Annotated in this window: 12 protein-coding genes and 4 pseudogenes; 9 read left to right on the top strand and 7 right to left on the bottom strand. The window is 60.9% G+C overall.

All coding sequences use genetic code 11. From position 1 onward, the window contains the following. Positions 1-213 carry a hypothetical protein gene (locus FAZ69_RS15180; RefSeq protein ID WP_240702246.1) on the top strand — a complete coding sequence of 71 codons (213 nt, stop codon included), beginning with the start codon at positions 1-3 and terminating at the stop codon, positions 211-213. Positions 214-549: 336 nt separating this feature from the next. Next, on the top strand, positions 550-1,590 hold the full coding sequence (locus tag FAZ69_RS15185) for a hypothetical protein (RefSeq protein ID WP_136895904.1): 1,041 nt from the start codon (positions 550-552) through the stop codon (positions 1,588-1,590). Positions 1,591-2,050: 460 nt separating this feature from the next. Here FAZ69_RS15185 and FAZ69_RS15195 read toward each other — a convergent pair. Next, positions 2,051-2,530 (bottom strand): annotated as a pseudogene (locus FAZ69_RS15195) (L-lactate permease); the annotation flags it as partial. Between the two features lie 493 nt (positions 2,531-3,023). On the opposite strand from FAZ69_RS15195, the gene FAZ69_RS15200 reads away from it, so the two are divergent. Beyond that, entirely contained in the window at positions 3,024-3,752 is a 729-nt protein-coding gene (locus FAZ69_RS15200) for an OmpW/AlkL family protein (RefSeq protein WP_136895906.1), read from the top strand. 67 nt (positions 3,753-3,819) lie between these two features. On the opposite strand, the gene FAZ69_RS33270 is transcribed toward FAZ69_RS15200, so the two are convergent. Continuing rightward, positions 3,820-4,458 carry a TetR/AcrR family transcriptional regulator gene (locus tag FAZ69_RS33270; RefSeq protein ID WP_169708656.1) on the bottom strand — a complete coding sequence of 213 codons (639 nt, stop codon included), beginning with the start codon at positions 4,456-4,458 and terminating at the stop codon, positions 3,820-3,822. Positions 4,459-4,663: 205 nt separating this feature from the next. Here FAZ69_RS33270 and FAZ69_RS15210 point away from each other — a divergent pair, with 205 nt between their 5' ends. The 5 genes and pseudogenes from FAZ69_RS15210 to FAZ69_RS33905 form a co-directional block, all read left to right on the top strand. Further along, the gene (locus FAZ69_RS15210; protein WP_169708657.1) at positions 4,664-6,247 is read left to right on the top strand and encodes an aldehyde dehydrogenase family protein; all 1,584 of its coding nucleotides are present in this window, start codon (positions 4,664-4,666) and stop codon (positions 6,245-6,247) included. 43 nt (positions 6,248-6,290) lie between these two features. Further along, positions 6,291-7,601, top strand: a complete 1,311-nt coding sequence (locus FAZ69_RS15215; RefSeq protein ID WP_240702248.1) for an oxygenase MpaB family protein — start codon at positions 6,291-6,293, stop codon at positions 7,599-7,601. Between the two features lie 86 nt (positions 7,602-7,687). After that, on the top strand, positions 7,688-8,800 hold the full coding sequence (locus FAZ69_RS15220) for an NAD(P)/FAD-dependent oxidoreductase (RefSeq protein WP_136895909.1): 1,113 nt from the start codon (positions 7,688-7,690) through the stop codon (positions 8,798-8,800). 83 nt (positions 8,801-8,883) lie between these two features. Further along, positions 8,884-9,146: pseudogene (locus FAZ69_RS15225) on the top strand (transposase); the annotation flags it as partial. Beyond that, a pseudogene (locus FAZ69_RS33905) lies at positions 9,147-9,401 on the top strand (transposase); the annotation flags it as partial. Positions 9,402-9,587: 186 nt separating this feature from the next. Here the strand turns inward: FAZ69_RS33905 and FAZ69_RS15230 are convergent. From FAZ69_RS15230 to FAZ69_RS15245, 4 genes and pseudogenes are all read right to left on the bottom strand, one after another. Further along, positions 9,588-9,719, bottom strand: a pseudogene (locus tag FAZ69_RS15230) (L-lactate permease); the annotation flags it as partial. Between the two features lie 25 nt (positions 9,720-9,744). Further along, positions 9,745-11,190, bottom strand: coding sequence for a LutB/LldF family L-lactate oxidation iron-sulfur protein (locus FAZ69_RS15235; RefSeq protein WP_136895910.1), 1,446 nt, complete (start codon positions 11,188-11,190; stop codon positions 9,745-9,747). Then, positions 11,187-11,894: a LutC/YkgG family protein gene (locus tag FAZ69_RS15240; RefSeq protein WP_136895911.1), complete on the bottom strand. Its 708-nt coding sequence runs from the start codon at positions 11,892-11,894 to the stop codon at positions 11,187-11,189. Before FAZ69_RS15240 ends, FAZ69_RS15235 begins: the two co-directional genes overlap by 4 nt. Continuing rightward, positions 11,891-12,691: a (Fe-S)-binding protein gene (locus FAZ69_RS15245; protein WP_169708658.1), complete on the bottom strand. Its 801-nt coding sequence runs from the start codon at positions 12,689-12,691 to the stop codon at positions 11,891-11,893. The genes FAZ69_RS15240 and FAZ69_RS15245 overlap by 4 nt, the downstream gene beginning before the upstream one ends. A 139-nt stretch (positions 12,692-12,830) precedes the next feature. Here FAZ69_RS15245 and FAZ69_RS15250 point away from each other — a divergent pair, with 139 nt between their 5' ends. Further along, positions 12,831-13,553: a FadR/GntR family transcriptional regulator gene (locus tag FAZ69_RS15250; protein WP_136895913.1), complete on the top strand. Its 723-nt coding sequence runs from the start codon at positions 12,831-12,833 to the stop codon at positions 13,551-13,553. Positions 13,554-13,556: 3 nt separating this feature from the next. On the opposite strand, the gene FAZ69_RS15255 is transcribed toward FAZ69_RS15250, so the two are convergent. Continuing rightward, positions 13,557-15,074 carry a peptide MFS transporter gene (locus tag FAZ69_RS15255; RefSeq protein WP_136895914.1) on the bottom strand — a complete coding sequence of 506 codons (1,518 nt, stop codon included), beginning with the start codon at positions 15,072-15,074 and terminating at the stop codon, positions 13,557-13,559. Positions 15,075-15,385: the final 311 nt, after the last annotated feature.

The following is a 15,385-nucleotide window of genomic DNA, read 5'->3' on the forward strand; positions in this document are numbered from 1 at the left end:
ATGAAAGAGAACGATGTGTTTTCGCTGTCGAAACCAGTCGAGGCCACGGTGATCGGCGAACACGACGTCGTCGTGTTGCCGGTAGGAACGGTCGTCTCGGTTGTGCTCGTATTCGGCGATCCCAGCGCACCCGTTGCCTATGAAGTGGAGACGTTTTTAGAAGACAGCGGTAGATATGCGCTTGCGACGGTGGAGGCTATTGACATTCAGTGACCTGTTGCCACAAACACGGCGCAGGAACCGCGAATTCACTAAGTGATCCTGATGTGGAGAGGACATTTGAGCGAATCGTAGAAAATCTTGAGGCCTTTGCGCGAACGGCGGCAGGATAGGCTTGCGCCGGTTATTGCCCAGACAGCAGGAGAGACACGATCCACTTCTTTTCAAGCTGACACGCCGATGAGTCAAAAACCGCATCTAGGCAAAAATCTGCGCGGCGGGGCCGCGTCTAGGCGTTCGTCAGCGGCAAAGCCGCACCGCGTCTAGCGTTGCGGGCCGTTGCGAACGTGGGGCGTGTCGGATGCTGGGTACGGGGCCATTGGCGGGGCGGTGAGCTCCGCGTTCACTTCACTGATTCCAGATTCTACCGATAGCAACGGCAATCCAACTTCGTGGTCGCCAGAGCAGGTTGCAGCACTGACTGCCACATCTATGATGTTAGGTGGGACCGCAGCGGGTTTACTGGGACAAAATGCCGAGGCCGGGGCGACAGCGGCTGAAAACGAGACGCTTAACAACCGAATGCTGCATCCGCAGGAACAGCCGCTTGCGCAACAACTGGCGGCAGCGGCTAACGCAAAGGGTATTACGAACCTGGATGGATCGCCCGTCACGGCGGCCAACGTTTCAAACCAGCTTGCGCAGATGGGCTATAGCCAGAACGGCACTTCGCAAAGTGGCGCCGCGGCAACGGTAGAAGGGGCTATACCTCCGAATGACGGCACCACTTGGGCAAAGGCCGGGGTTGACGCTAGTACAGGGCAAACAATCTGGACGCAAGTGACGGGTGCGCCGAATCCGGCGTTGCAATCGTTCATTATTCAGACTACGAACGGCGCGGATGTGCCCTCTTTTGCAAACACCTATACGGCATCTCCAAGCGGGGCGCTGTCAAATACAGGTTCGCAGGGTATTTCGATAGGATCGACGGCGGGTTCGATCTGCCCGAATGGAAACTGTGGTGTAGCGAACGGTTCGGTTACGCTTCCTTCGCAGCAACAAGTCGCCGATGGCGTTGGCAATGTCTCAAATCAGCTTGGCGTTGTGAGCGCGACGGCCGCAGCGGTTGCCGCTGCTAATGGCGGAAATCCTGCGATTGCCGAGCCTGCCGCGACGTTCTCCGTCGGAACGGCAGTCGCGTCATACGCACTTGGTGGGGTTCAGCAGTTACTTAGTCCAAACGTTGGGCAATACGCTACAGAAAGCGGCCCCATTGGCCTGCTAACCTACTATGCGGGGGATCGATATCCATTCTTTGCTCCGCTGATCACCCAAGTTGGGAATATGCTGCCGGATTCGAAAAGTGTCAGCGATTTTGAGAATTTGATCACCTCCAAATGGAACAGCCTTTTAGGCAGGAAGCGCCAATGAAAATCCGCATCATTGAAAATGGAAACATATCCAGACCGGTTCGGACTATGTTGGTGGTCGTCGGTGCGCTCATGATCATATTGCCAACAAAATATATGGAGGCTTCGTGGTTGTGGGTCGCCCTATTGCTATGCGGCTTGGTATTAATGGCAATAGGGGGATTTGCATCGCGCGCACATACACTCGGACTAAAGCCGTTCGACAATTCGTACAAGAAAGCTCGGAAAACATATGAGACCAATGACAAGGAGGACAATCCAAAGTCTTGAAGGCATGTAGGGTTTCGACGTCCTGCTGGGATGTGTAGACGGGGCCATTGGCGGAGCGGCCAGTGCGGCGTTCTCGCCGGACCTTCTGAAAGCGATCGATCCGACGGGTGCTGATCTAAGTCCGGGGCAGCAGGCCGCGATAGCGGGCTTCGCAATGTTGATTTGCACGGAGTTCTGGCCCACCCTGCACAGTAATTCGCCACGAATGCAAACGCCAGCACCAGTCCAATCGACAGCACAGGCTTGAGCAATTCCATCAGCGTCTCGCCGAACGTGCTCAACGCATCGCGCGGCTTCATCCTCAACATCACAGCTGAAATCAGCGCCGTCAGCAAAATCGCCGTGCCGACGGCTGATATGAGATCGAGCTTGAATACCGCGTCGATTGCCTTCGGCGTCCCGACGATCGGTGCCGTCTTGACCACCAGTTGATCCGGTCCGAGCACCTTGAACTTCATCACCGTCCACGCAAGCACGCCGTCGGCGGCGAACAGCGCCTTCAACGGCGGCACGCTCCACACGGTGACGATCGTGGTGAGAATGCCGAACGGCGCCCACGCGCGCGCGGTCTGCATCAGCGTATAGGGCGAGGCGTGGCGGCTCGAGACCGCTCCACCGTTTGCAGCGCCCGCAGCGCCGCCGAAACCGCTGAAACCCGACAACGAGACCCCAATTTGCGCGGATCAGGACGGCGTTGGCTGCGTGCGATCGCGAGTTGGTGGAGGTGAGGGATGGGTGCTCACGCGATCTGGCAAAGCAGCGGGAAGCGGCTGAGCGCCCAAAGGAGCGGCTGTCGGCGCCTGAAAAGCGCGCCCTGCTAGAGATCGACCGCGAGCGAAGTACCGCAACGAAGCTGCAGGAGGAGTTGGGCAATGCCGCGCGTCGAGCGGACCGGAAGGACGGCGACCAGCCACGACTACACCTCACTGCACGCAGATCCTCCCCTTTCTTGGGCAGCAACGGAATCCATGTCCATTGGGATATCTCCTTACGTCGTCAATTTTCAAAATGGAAAATTTTCAAAGTAATATACTTTCCATATGGAAAATTCGCTGTTTTGACTCTGCTCGTCCGAGGCATTGCTAACGCATGGGCCGCTCAAAGCCGCAAACGAAGTGACGTCAGCTGTACCCGCAGTGTGAACACAAATAGGAGAGGGAGACAATGCAGAACTGGTGGAAAATAGTTGCTGTTCTGGGGCTTGCTTCGGCTGCATCCGGGGTGGCAAAGGCGCAAAGCGCGGGTAGCAACATCATTGGGCTGGGCTGGGTGGAGTTACAGCCAATCAATGGCGGCAGCACACCTCAAGTCATGACTAGCCTCGATGGCGCCCCAACGCACCAGGAAGCTCCCGGAACCATAGTAAAGCCAAAACGTGGCGGGACTTTGGCTATCAATTTCGAGCATTACTTCACCGATCACATCAGCCTATACGTCCTGGGCGGAATTCCAGGACACCTCAAGGTGGAAGGGAGTGCAATGCTCGCTCGATACGGCGAGGTAGGAGGGGCCCGAGTAATCTCGCCTCAAGTAAATCTACGCTACCATTTTTGTGAGCCCCAGACGAAGTTCAGGCCATTCGTTGGATTGGGTGTGAACTACACCACGTTCTACAATGAGCAGATCACTAACAATAGATACGTGGCGGACTCGCTCGGGCCGGGGGGATCAGCTAGCATCAAAGCCTCTTCGTCATGGAATCCTGTATTCGAAGTGGGCGCAGATTATTTGATAAGCAAAAGCTGGTCAATTGGTTTGGCTGTCGGCTACATGCCTGTTAAAACGACATTTACCACGCACGGCAGTACGGCGGCGGGCGATCAAATCGTTACCCAGTCAAAGCTGGATCTTAATCCCCTAACAGCCACCCTGACAGTCAAATATTCGTTTTAATCAAAAAAAGCAGGCCAATCGCCGTTGGGTGCAATATGACCGTGGCGAGGTGAACGGCTCCTGCGCGTTAGGAGCCTTTCTTGCTCATGAAGAGGAAGTCACAAGCCAACGCGAAAATCTGTTCAACATGCTCAGCAGCAAACGGATCAATCCGGGTCATCAACTGGTACTCAGGCGCCAAGGCGAACGCTGTTGTGATCAACCCAAGAAGGGCGTAATAGAGTTGCCCAGGCGCACCCGCACGTACGACGCCCGCATCTTGGGCTTGTCGAATCAGCGTCGTCAACAGCTCATAGTAAGCTTGTACATGCGTTTTCAGTAACCAACGCATTCGTGCATTGTCTGAGCGCCCCTCCATTGTCATGATTCGATGAAACTCCGGATGAGAGGCGGCGAACTGGACAAAATCACGGATCATCAGGCGCAACACTGTGCCAGGGTCAACGCCATCCAAGCCTTCGAGCCGCCGGCGAAAGCGACTGTCCATATCCTCAAAAATGGCCGATATGGCTTCTTTCCACAGAGTCTCCTTGTTCTTGAAGTGGTAGATGACCAACTGGTGCTGAACTTCCGCACGCTCTGCAATTTGTCGTAAAGACGCGCCGTCGAAACCAACGACCGAGAAAATCTCCTGCGCCGCGGCGATGATTCGTGACCGTGCGCGTTCTTGCTCTGCCTCAACAGGCAGCACTGCATTTTTCACCATTGGTCCTCTTTGAACACGGAAATCCCCTCTTCGCTCGCAGAGGGGGGAGAGGTCAATGCCTCCCCGGCACCCCGAGCAGGGTACGTCGAAAATTCCTCCCACCTTAGCATCATAGCCAATCGTGGTCAGGAGCAGTACATGCGGGTTCCTACGACGGGAGGAAGGAAGAATATCCATCTTGACTTTCCAAATGGAAAGTATCAGCATGCAAGTGCTTTCAGTTTGGAAATGTCGGATGCGGGTGGCGAATGAAGCGACTTGGAACATCAATAATCTCAGGATGGAAGGAATCATGAGCACTAATGCGCTGGACTTCGTGGGCGATGCTGCCAAGGCGTTCATCGAGATGCCGGCCGCGCTGTTCATCGATGGCAGATGGTCACATGACGCGGCTGCTCATGTCTTGCCGATCATCGACCCTGCGTCGGGCCAGGAAATTGGCCAGATTCAGGAGGCCGATGGGGACGCGGTGGCCGCAGCGGTGGTAGCGGCCAGGCGGGCATTCGAAGGAACGTGGCGCAGGATCGGGCCAGCAGCGCGTGAGCGGCTTTTGCACTCGCTGGCGGATGAAATCGAGCGGGACGCGGAAACCCTCGCGGATCTGCTCACGGCGGACATGGGCGCGCCTCGCACGGCAGCGCGCAACTTCGAAGTGGTGAAGACGATTGAGGTGTTCCGCTATTTCGCTGGATTCCCGACCAAGATCGGCGGCCGTACGATTGATATCGGGCCCGAAATGGGCGGTGGCGAGTTCTTTACCTACACCACGGCCGAGCCGGTCGGCGTCGTAGGCGCGATCATCCCTTGGAATGCGCCGCTGATGATCACCGCCTGGAAGCTGGCGCCGGCGCTGGCCGCCGGATGCACGGTGGTCGTGAAGCCCTCGGAGGATGCCTCGCTAGCCGTGCTGCGCCTGGCCGAGTTGGTGCGTCGCGCCGGCTTCCCTGATGGCGTCCTGAACGTGCTGTCCGGACGCGGCGAGACGACTGGCGAAGCCCTCCTGCGCAACCCGGGTATCGACAAATTCGCATTCACCGGCTCGACGGCCGTCGGACGTCGCGTGCATGAATACGCAGTGGAGCGCTCCGTGCGTGTGGGGCTGGAGCTCGGCGGCAAGTCGCCGGTGATTGTCTTGCCGGGCACTAATCTTGAGAGCGCGGTTTCAGGGATTGCCATGGGGGCTTTCGCCAATGCCGGGCAGATCTGTGTCTCGGGAAGCCGTGTGTTCGTGCATCGCTCTCTAGAAGACGAGTTGCAACAGCGGCTCGCCTCGTTTGCATCTTCATTGAAGCTTGGCCATGGCTTTGATCCGCAGACGCAGATCGGACCGATTGTCTCAAGTCGCCAATTGGCGCGGGTGCAGAGTTATGCGGCCACAGGGGCGAAACAAGGACGTGTGCTTGCGGGAGGAAGCTCCCCCAGGCGTGAAGGCTTCTTTTTCGAGCCTACGGTCATAGGGGATCTGCCGACCGATTCCCCGTTGCTTCACGAGGAAATCTTTGGTCCGGTTATCACGTTGGAATCCTACGAGGATGCGGAGGAAGTGGTGGCCAGGACCAACGCAATGAGCCACGGTCTAGCGGCCTATGTCTGGGGCCGGGACCACGACCGGATCCAATCACTTGCTGCGCGCCTGCGCGTGGGAACCGTCTTTGTTAACACGCCGGGATTTCCGCCTGCTGCCGTGCCTACCGGGGGCTTCCGCGAGTCCGGCGTAGGACGCGACCTGGGCGCAGAGGGGCTTGCGGGCTATCTAGAAACCAAGGCCGTCATCGCGCGCATCGGATAGGTGGCCGCACGAATCATATGTTGGAGGGTTTATGGAGACGATAGTGAACAGCCACAAGTCCGATGATGCGAAGCAGCAAATCGGCAAAAAACAGCTCACCGAATTGATCCTGCATCTGCACGAGAATCGCGCTGTGCCGCCGGCCTGCGCAAACTACGACGAGGTCGTCAAGGGCAAGAAAGCCGCGTTGCAGGCGAAGATGTTCGGAAAATTCCTGGGCTATACCCCGAAACCGCGTCCGGATATTGGCCGCCGCATCGAAATGTCCATGTGGATGGGAGATCCCCTATGCGACGCGGCATTGCTCAAGATGGCTGATCGCGGAGAGAACCCTCACGCTGTCATCGAGGCCATCATCTCCAGGGGTATCTCGGCTGTCCCCAACCCCTCGGAAGAACTGCGGCAAATTTGGCAACAGATCAGCATTCCTCCCGATTGGGTGGATTGGGAGCGGATCGAGCGTGGTGCTCGGCTCTATCGGCGCTATGGGGTCCAGGGCTTCACGTTTCAGGGCATCGGCACGCTCGATACCTACCGCTTCGACTCCATTGCCAAGACGTTGATGTCCACTGGTCAATACACCGACGACACAGCGTTCAACCGCTTTCTCCTCACGTGCAATTTCTGGATGGAAGTGTCCGAGCCCGGAGGAATGCGTCTTTTTGCACCGGGCTGGCAGGTTGCGGTGCGCGTGCGGCTGCTGCACACCCTGATTCGGCGTGCCGTAATTGCTAGCGGAAAATGGGATGTGGAGAAACTCGGCATGCCGATCAACCAGGCTGGGCTGCATGGTGCACCGATCGTCAGTTCGATCATGCTCAGCCAGTATCTGAAGATCCTCGGTTACCGCCCCACGGATCAGGAGATCTCGGACGTCACGCACCTGTGGCGCTACATCGCATACATCATGGGCTGCACCACCGAGTTCTTTCCGGATTCCGTCGAGGAAGGCATTCAGGTGCTGTTTGATGCCTTCAATGCGGAGTACCAGACAGAGAGTCAAGAGTCTATCCGTCTTTGCCAGTCCTTCATCGCCGCTTTCAAGCCGCGGCCGGACTCCGGCCGCCGGCAGCGCCTGAAGGACTGGTGGCATTACAAGAGCATCGTCGGCCAGAGCTTGCTCTTCGTCACGCCCGACACCATCAGGGTGGCGCGACTGCCAAAGCCGTTATTTTGGGGCGTGCTATTCCTGCTGCTGCATTTCCCGCGCAACCTCTTGCAGGAGACGCTGCGCCACAAGTTGCCTTGGTACGCAGATCGCCTGGATGAGAAGAAACGCAATGAGCGCAGGTCGTGGCTAAACAAATTCCTCAAGGCCGCGGACCTGGAGTATCGGCCGAAGCCGAAGTACTGACTCAGCGCCTTCGCTGCGCTTAGTCGTCGCGCCCCGACAGGGGGAAACAACTGCAACACGCATCACTGAACGGAGCATCTGTGGGAATGAATATCGCAAGCAAGACCAAGCGGGTCACGATCGTGGGCGGCGGGTATGCTGGCTCCGCCTTAGCACGTGCGCTCGACGGTGTAGCGGAAGTGCAGCTCATCGAGCCGCGGGAGCACTTCATCCACAATGTGGCCGCCATTCGCGCTATCGTGGATCCGACGCTGCTGGACAGGATTGCGCTTCCGTACGACCGCTTGCTGCGGCGTGGCATCGTCCGCCGTGCCTTCGCCGTTTCTGTGTCCGAAAACGGCGTCGAGCTGACCGACGGAAGCAGCATCGAGAGCGACATTGTGGTGGTGGCGACGGGATCGCGCTATGCGCGTCCCTTCAAGCCGCATGAGCCAGAAACCTCGGCCTTCGTCAACGACAGCCGCAGCGCGCATGAAGCGGTCAAAGCGGCTTCGCGGATCGCCATCATCGGCGGCGGCCCTGTCGGCGTCGAACTGGCCGGCGAGATAGCGAATCGCTATCCGCGGACCACCATCACCTTAGTCACGGCGTTGCCTTCTTTACTGGATGGCTTTTCGCCGCGCTTGTCGGAGGCGCTGGTCAAACAGATGCAGGACAGAGGTGTCGTCTTGCGGCTATCCACCAAGATCCGCAATCTTACGGACACGCTGGCGCCGTTTGTGGGCTCCTTGGAAACGAACGGCGCGCCAGTCGAGGCCGATCTCGTTTTCCCCGTCATTGGGGCTAAGCCGGTGAACGACCTCCTGCGTGCCTTGGCCGGTGCGCAGATAGACGATACGGGGCGCGTCAAGGTCGATGCCTGGCTGAGGCCGGCAGGGGCCTCGCGCATCTTCGCACTAGGTGACGCCGCCGCTACGGGCGATCCAATGACGATCGTCGGCTTGAGCCGACAAGTCCCTTGGCTGGCCAGGACGATCAAGGGGCTGTTCCAGGGCAAAAGGCTCGAAGATGCACCGGCATATGCACCTTGGAAGACAGGCGTCATCATCGTACCGTTCAGTCCGACGGGCGGCGCCAGCGTCCTGCCGTTGACGCGCAAGGGCGTAGTGTTCGGGCAGCGGACGACGGCCGCATTGAAGGGGAAGCATCTGTTCATCCCGCGATATCGCAAAGAGTTCGGTCTGAACACGAAGGGGTGACGGAATCCGGGGCTGAGCTTCCCCTGAAATTTCGCCTTCCAGCAGGCCGTGTATAAACTCGACCCAAAGGAAGGAAAGAAGAAATGTTCAAGGTACCGCACCAGGTGTACACGGCGGAGTTTAGGGAAGCAGCCGTGCAACGAGTCAAGGACGGACAAGGCGTGAGCGCCGTGGCCCGCGAACTAGGCATGCCGATGCAGACTGCGCAACTGGCTCAAGGCGCCTGAAGCCGGCAAGCTGAACGGCCCGGGGGGCGAAGGTCGTCACGGCGGAACAGATGGAGCTCTCTCGCCTGCGAGCGGAGAACAAGCGCTTGCAGATGGAGCTGGAAATCGCAAAAAAAGCCCAATTTACCTCTATTGCCTTCGGACGACGCTGCCGCGAAGCGGGCGTGCAGCCCTCGATGGGTACCGCAGGAGACTGCTTCGATAACGCGATGTGTGAATCGTTCTTCGGCACGCTCGAAGCGGAGTTGCTAACGCGCGAGCACTTCGACACCCATGAGCAGGCCAGGCGCCGCCTCTTCTGGTTTCTGGAGAGCTGGTACAACGTACGCCGCCTGCATAGCAGCCTGGGCTACCGTTCACCGCTCGAATTCGAGGACCTGAACCCGGCAAACCAGACCGTGTCGCCTTGCGGGTTGCCCGCCGGCGGGCAGCGTCATGGTCGTGAGAGGCGACGGCGACCCGCCGCCCGCCCGTGGACAACCCGCAGCTCAACGCTCAATGGAGGCTAAATCACATTCAATCTCTGACTGCAAATCTGTCCGTCGAAACGGGTCAAGTTCAACCGCGAAGCTTCCGCCGGTAACGAGCGCGGCGGGCCACGTCTCCTTCACGCCGCGCGTGCCGTCCATCATGAACACGAGCCAGAACGGCACGGCTAGCGAAAGCAGCGGCAACTGGCGTCCGGCCATCGCGACGGAGCCGTCGAGGCAGGACTGCCTATTCAGCCTGCCCGCGCTCGCGCAGCAAGTCGGCAAGGCTGCGTCGGGCGGGCGCGAGCGGCGTCCGATACCGTGTCCACCCCATCTGCCGCGAGGGCGTCAGCGCGCGCAAGCGCGTCGCGATCCAGCGAAACACTCGATACGCACGCGGATGGGCAAACGCCCCGCTCCAGAATCGCCAGATCAAATGTTCGCCGCGGCTGAACTTCGCCCCTTGTCCGCGCAGCGGATGCTCGACCGCTTCATGCGGATTCCGGTTCGCCTCGGTCCGCAGCCGAATCAACAGCTCCGGTATCGGGATCCGCACCGGACACACCTCGCCGCACGCGCCACATAAGCTCGACGCAGTCGGCAAGTCCGCAGTTGTCTCAAGCCCAAGCAAATGCGGCGAAATAATCTTCCCGATCGGCCCAGGATAAGTCGTGCCATAAGCGTGTCCGCCGATGCGCGCATAAACCGGGCAGTGATTCATGCAAGCACCGCAGCGAATGCATTGCAGCGTCGAACGCAATTGCTCATCCGCATACGCTTGCGTGCGCCCGTTATCGAGCAGCACGAGATGAACCTCGCGCGGCCCATCGAGCTCACCTCCACGCCGCGGCGCTGAAATCAGATTGAAGTAAGTCGTAATCGCCTGCCCCGTGGCCGAGCGCGTCAACAAGCTCGCAAGCGGCACGATGTGCTCGAGCTTTGCCACCACCTTCTCGATGCCCATGATCGCGATGTGCACGGCCGGCACGCTCGTCGCGAGGCGTCCGTTGCCTTCGTTCTCCACGAGCCAAAGCGTGCCGGTATCGGCCGCCGCGAAGTTCACGCCGGACAAACCAATGTCCGCATCGATGAACGTCTGCCGCAGCGCGCGCCGACCGGTCTGGATCAGCTCGTCGACGTCTTCCGTATAGCGTGTATCGGGAATGCGCTGCTCGAACAGCTCGCCGATATCGCCCTTCGTCTTGTGAAGCGCGGGCATCACGATATGCACGGGCTTCTCACCGGCAAGCTGGATGATGTACTCGCCCATGTCTGCCTCGACGCACTCGATGCCGCGTTCACCGAGATAGTGGTTGAGCTCGATCTCCTCGCTCGCCATCGATTTGCCTTTGACGATGCGCTTCGCGCCGTGGGATTTCGCGATGCGTTCGATGGTTGCGTTGGCTTCGTCCGCGGTCTCGGCCCAATGCACGTATACGCCGTTGGCGGTCAGTTTTTCTTCGAGTTGCGCGAGCAAATCGGGCAGCCGCGATAGCGCGTGCTGGCGCACCGCTTCACCGAGGTCGCGAAGCTGAGCGAGTTCGTCGGCATCGGGAAACTGGATCGCGCGCTTGCTCTGCAGGAAGTTCATCGCGCCGCGCATGCTTTGGCGCAGCTTCGGATCGTCGAGCGCCGAGCGGGCACGTGTCTTGAAGTCTTCCGTGGGCACGAAGTGAAGCGGGCTCGTGTTCATTGGGACACTCCTGTGTGATCGCCGGTGACGATCACGACCCACAACTCGCGCGGCCCATGTGCGCCGTAGGCGAGCGTCTGCTGGATATCGCTGGTCTTCGAGGGGCCGGAGACCAGCACGAGGTTGGTCGGCATGCCGTCGCGCCAGCGCTCGGCCTTGGCGGCGGAGTGCAAGTCCGGATGAAGCGTGTGCGCGTACACGAGCGCGATATGCAGCGGCGGCACCAGCGACACGCTGCGCGGCGTGCCGGTATCCGGCTCGAGGATCAGCGTGCCCGTCGAGGCAATGCCGGAGCGTGCGACGGTGAAGCCGGCATCGAATGTTTCAAAGAGCTCGGTCTTCCAGTTCTCGATCGGCTGCGCGAAGGGGCGCGGTTCGACCGATGGCGGCAGCGCGTGCGCAAGCGCGGCGCCTTCCGAAAGCGAAGCGTCGACAAGCACGCGCCGCGCGCCCTTTGCCGCCAGCCGTTGCGCGACTTGCGCGGGCCACGACGCAGCATCGGTGCACCAGACGTCAGCATGCAATGCCGCAAGCGCGGCCTGCATCGATTCGACGAGCTGTTGCGCGGACATCGGCGCCGCGCTTCGCTGGCGTTCGTAGTGCGTGTCGATCCGCGTATCGATTTCGCTCGTATTCGACGTTTCAGCGGGCGCGGCTGCGCGCAGCCGTCCCAGGATGCGTTCGCGTGAGGAAAGCGTACTCATGCCGATCCTCCCGCATCGCCGGCCTTGCCGCCGGTGCGCCGCCAGAGGAACGACGCGAGGTGCTCGACGGGCAGCGGCGCACCTTGCTTCGCGGCGGCGTGGCCGATGTTCAGCAGGCACCCGCAATCGGCCGAAACCAGCCGAACGCAGCCGGCCGCGGTGGCCGAGGCGAGCTTGTCCTGCACCATCGCGCCGGAAATATCGGGGTGCTTGAGCGCGAACGCGCCTCCGAATCCGCAGCATTCCGATTCGCGCTCGTGCTCGATGCGAGTGACGCCCGGCAGCGCGTCGATGAGTTCGACGCCATGCGCACGCGTTCCCATTTCCCTGCGCGCCGAGCATGACGTATGCAGGACGATGCGCTCCGGCGCGAGTTCGCTGGAGCACTCCGCCGAGTACTGCACATGAAGCACACGCAGCAGAAACTCTCCAAGCTCATAGACGCGTTCGGCCAACTCGCGCGCCTTCGCCTCTGCTATCGGCTCATGCTCGAACAGCTTCGGCCAGTGATGCCGCATCATGCCCGCGCACGACCCCGACGGCACGACGACCGGCCAGGGCTCGCCAAACAGATCGAGCTGCGCGCGCGCAACGGCGCGCGCCTGCTCGGGATTGCCGCTGCTGTACGCGGGCTGGCCGCAGCAGCTCTGCTCGCGCGGGAAGTGGACGGTCAGGCCTTCGCGTTCGAGGAGGCGCACCGCATCGAGTCCCGCTTGCGGGACGAACAGATCCACCAGACAGGTGCCGAATAAATAGACGTGCGCCGGGCGCACGCCGGGATAGTGCCGTTCGCTCAAGTCTCGCTCCCTGATATCTCGCGCTGCCTTCCGCCGCGGTGTTCGCGTGTTCCGGCGCATAATTCCCGGTTACGCGCGCGGGTTCAAATTGGTTGGACCAGTTTTGCTGGATACGAGCAAGGGAAAGGGAGACACAACGATGAAAGCGGCAACAAGGACATCGGTGCGAGACGCCGCGCGCGGACGCGTCGAAGGCATCATGCGCCAGATGGAGACCGCGCTGATCGACGGCACGTGGCGCGCCGGGACGCGCCTGCCGGCCGAGCGCATGCTGGCGGAACAGTATGGCGTCTCGCGCAACACGATACGCGAGACGATCCAACGGCTCGCAGCGCGCGGCCTGGTGCAGAGCCGCCGGGGTGCGGGCGTGTTCGTCACCGATCAGCTGCGCACAGGCATCGCGTCGCCTTGGGGGCAACTGGTCGCGGATCACCCCGCGCTGCGCGAAGACATTCTGGAGTTCCGCCGCGTGCTCGAGGGGGCGACGGCCTACTTCGCGGCACTGCGCGCCGATGTGGAAGACCGCAAGCGGATTCGCGCGCTGCTGAGCGAGCTGGAGCGCTCGCATGCCACCGATGACAAAACCGGGGAGGCGCGCGCCGACGCCCGGCTTCACGAAGCGATCGCACAGGCGTCGCACAACGCGATGTTTCTGCACTTGCACACGAGCGTGATCGGCATGCTGCGCGAGCACATCACGGTGAACGGCACGGGCTTGCGGGAACAGGACGCGAACGCGTCGGAGCAGTTGCTGATGCAGCACCGCACGGTGTGCGCGGCGATTTGCGCGCGTCAGCCGGAGGAGGCGCGCACGGCGATGCAGTCACACATCGACTTCGTGCGCAGCCGGATCGAGCCTTGAGATTTACGCCTGCTTGGCCGCGAGTGCTTCCTCGCTGCCCGCATCGCGCTGGCCATTGGCGCTCTGATGATGCTGGCGCGAAAGCTTGCCCATGAACGGCAGCAGCAGGAACGCGAGCAGTGCGCCGCCGGCCGCGAGCCAGCCGAGGCCCATGAAGAGCTTCGTGTACATCGGCAGCGATTGCAGCGGGCTGAGGTCGTTCGACGGCATTTGCGCAAAGTTCGCGACGACGCTGCCGAGATACTGCGACACCCCCGTCGCGACGAAGTACGCGCCCATCATGAAGCCGCTCATGCGCGTCGGCACGTAGCGCGCGATCATCGCGAGACCGAGGCCGCTCACGAGCAGCTCGCCGAGCGAGTACAGGCCGTAGCCCCACACCATGAACCACGACGACACACGGCCGTCCACTGCATAGCGTCCGCTGATCGCGTAGACGAAGAAGCCGGCCGCGACGACGACGAAGCCCATCGCGAACTTGCCCGCCACGGGAATGTCGTTGCCGGCCTTCGCGAGGCGCGTGTAGAGCAGCGCGAGGAACGGGCTCAGCATCATGATCCAGATCGGGTTCAGCGCCTGGAACTGCGCGGCGCTCCACGAGAACAGGTGCACGCCAAGCACCGAGAACACCGGATCGACGTTGCGCAGCGCGAACAGCGTGAGCGACGTCGACATCTGCTGATAGAAGATGAAGAAGAGAATCGACTGCAGCGTCAGCACGAGCGCGGCGATGAGGCCGGCGCGCTCGGAGCTTTCGCATTTGACGAGCATGTAGCCGAAGATCGCGAGGATCGCGACGCCCGCCGCATAGACGCAGGCGACGGCCACGGCCTTGTGCTGCAGCACGAACATCGTGGCGAGGCCGAGCGCGATGCCGCCCACGACGATCGCGGCGACGCGTCCCCAGCGGATCGGCTCATCGTCCGGCACGGAGCCGACGCTCGCGAGCGTGCGGCGCATCAGCAGGAAATTGAGCACGCCGAGCAGCATGCCGCCGCAGCAGACGGCGAAGGCCGCGTGCCAGCCCCAGTGGTCCTTGATCCAGGGCGTGGCAAGCATCGACACGGTCGAGCCGATGTTGACCGCCATGTAGTAGATCGTGAAGGCGCTGTCGATGCGCGCGTCGTCGCCTTCATAGATGCGGCGCACGAGGTTGGCCGCGTTCGCCTTGAAGAGGCCGTTGCCCACGACGATCACGCCAAGCGAGGCGTACATGAACGTGAGGCCGTCGTTGTGCATCGACAGCATCAGGTAGCCGCCGCACAGCACCAGTGCGCCGAACACCATCGTGCGGCGCGCGCCGAGGACCTTGTCGCCGATCCAGCCGCCGATCGAGGGCGCTGCGTAGACGAGCGCGGTGAAGGCGCCCCACGTGAGGTTGGCGTGGCTGTCGGTGAAGCCGAGCTTGTCGATCATGAACAGGACAAGCAGGGCTGCCATTCCGTAGAACCCGAAGCGTTCCCACATCTCGATCAGGAAGACCGTGGTAAACGAGCGGGTCTGCGATAGCGATTGATTCATCGTGGACCTCTTTTTGCAAACGTTTGCTGCGGCAGATGCGCGGAATTGCGCATGGCTGGCCGGCGCTGGGAAAAGGTTCGTCCGCCTGTGCCGGGGCTGCTGCTCGCAGACGGCCGGGTTTCGATGCGTGCGTTCGCATCGATCACATATGAGACAAGCGACCGGCATCCGCGAGAATTAAGTCGCGCGATATCGGGCTGGCCGGGATTGCGCAGGCCTTGAGCCAAGCGGACGCCATGATAACGGACCATGAACGCGGATTTCGGCGCGCGGCGAAACGTCTCTAAGAGACCGGGGCCGGATTCAGGTAT

Origin of the sequence: Trinickia terrae (assembly GCF_005144415.1) — a bacterium.
Lineage (GTDB): Bacteria > Pseudomonadota > Gammaproteobacteria > Burkholderiales > Burkholderiaceae > Trinickia_A > Trinickia_A terrae.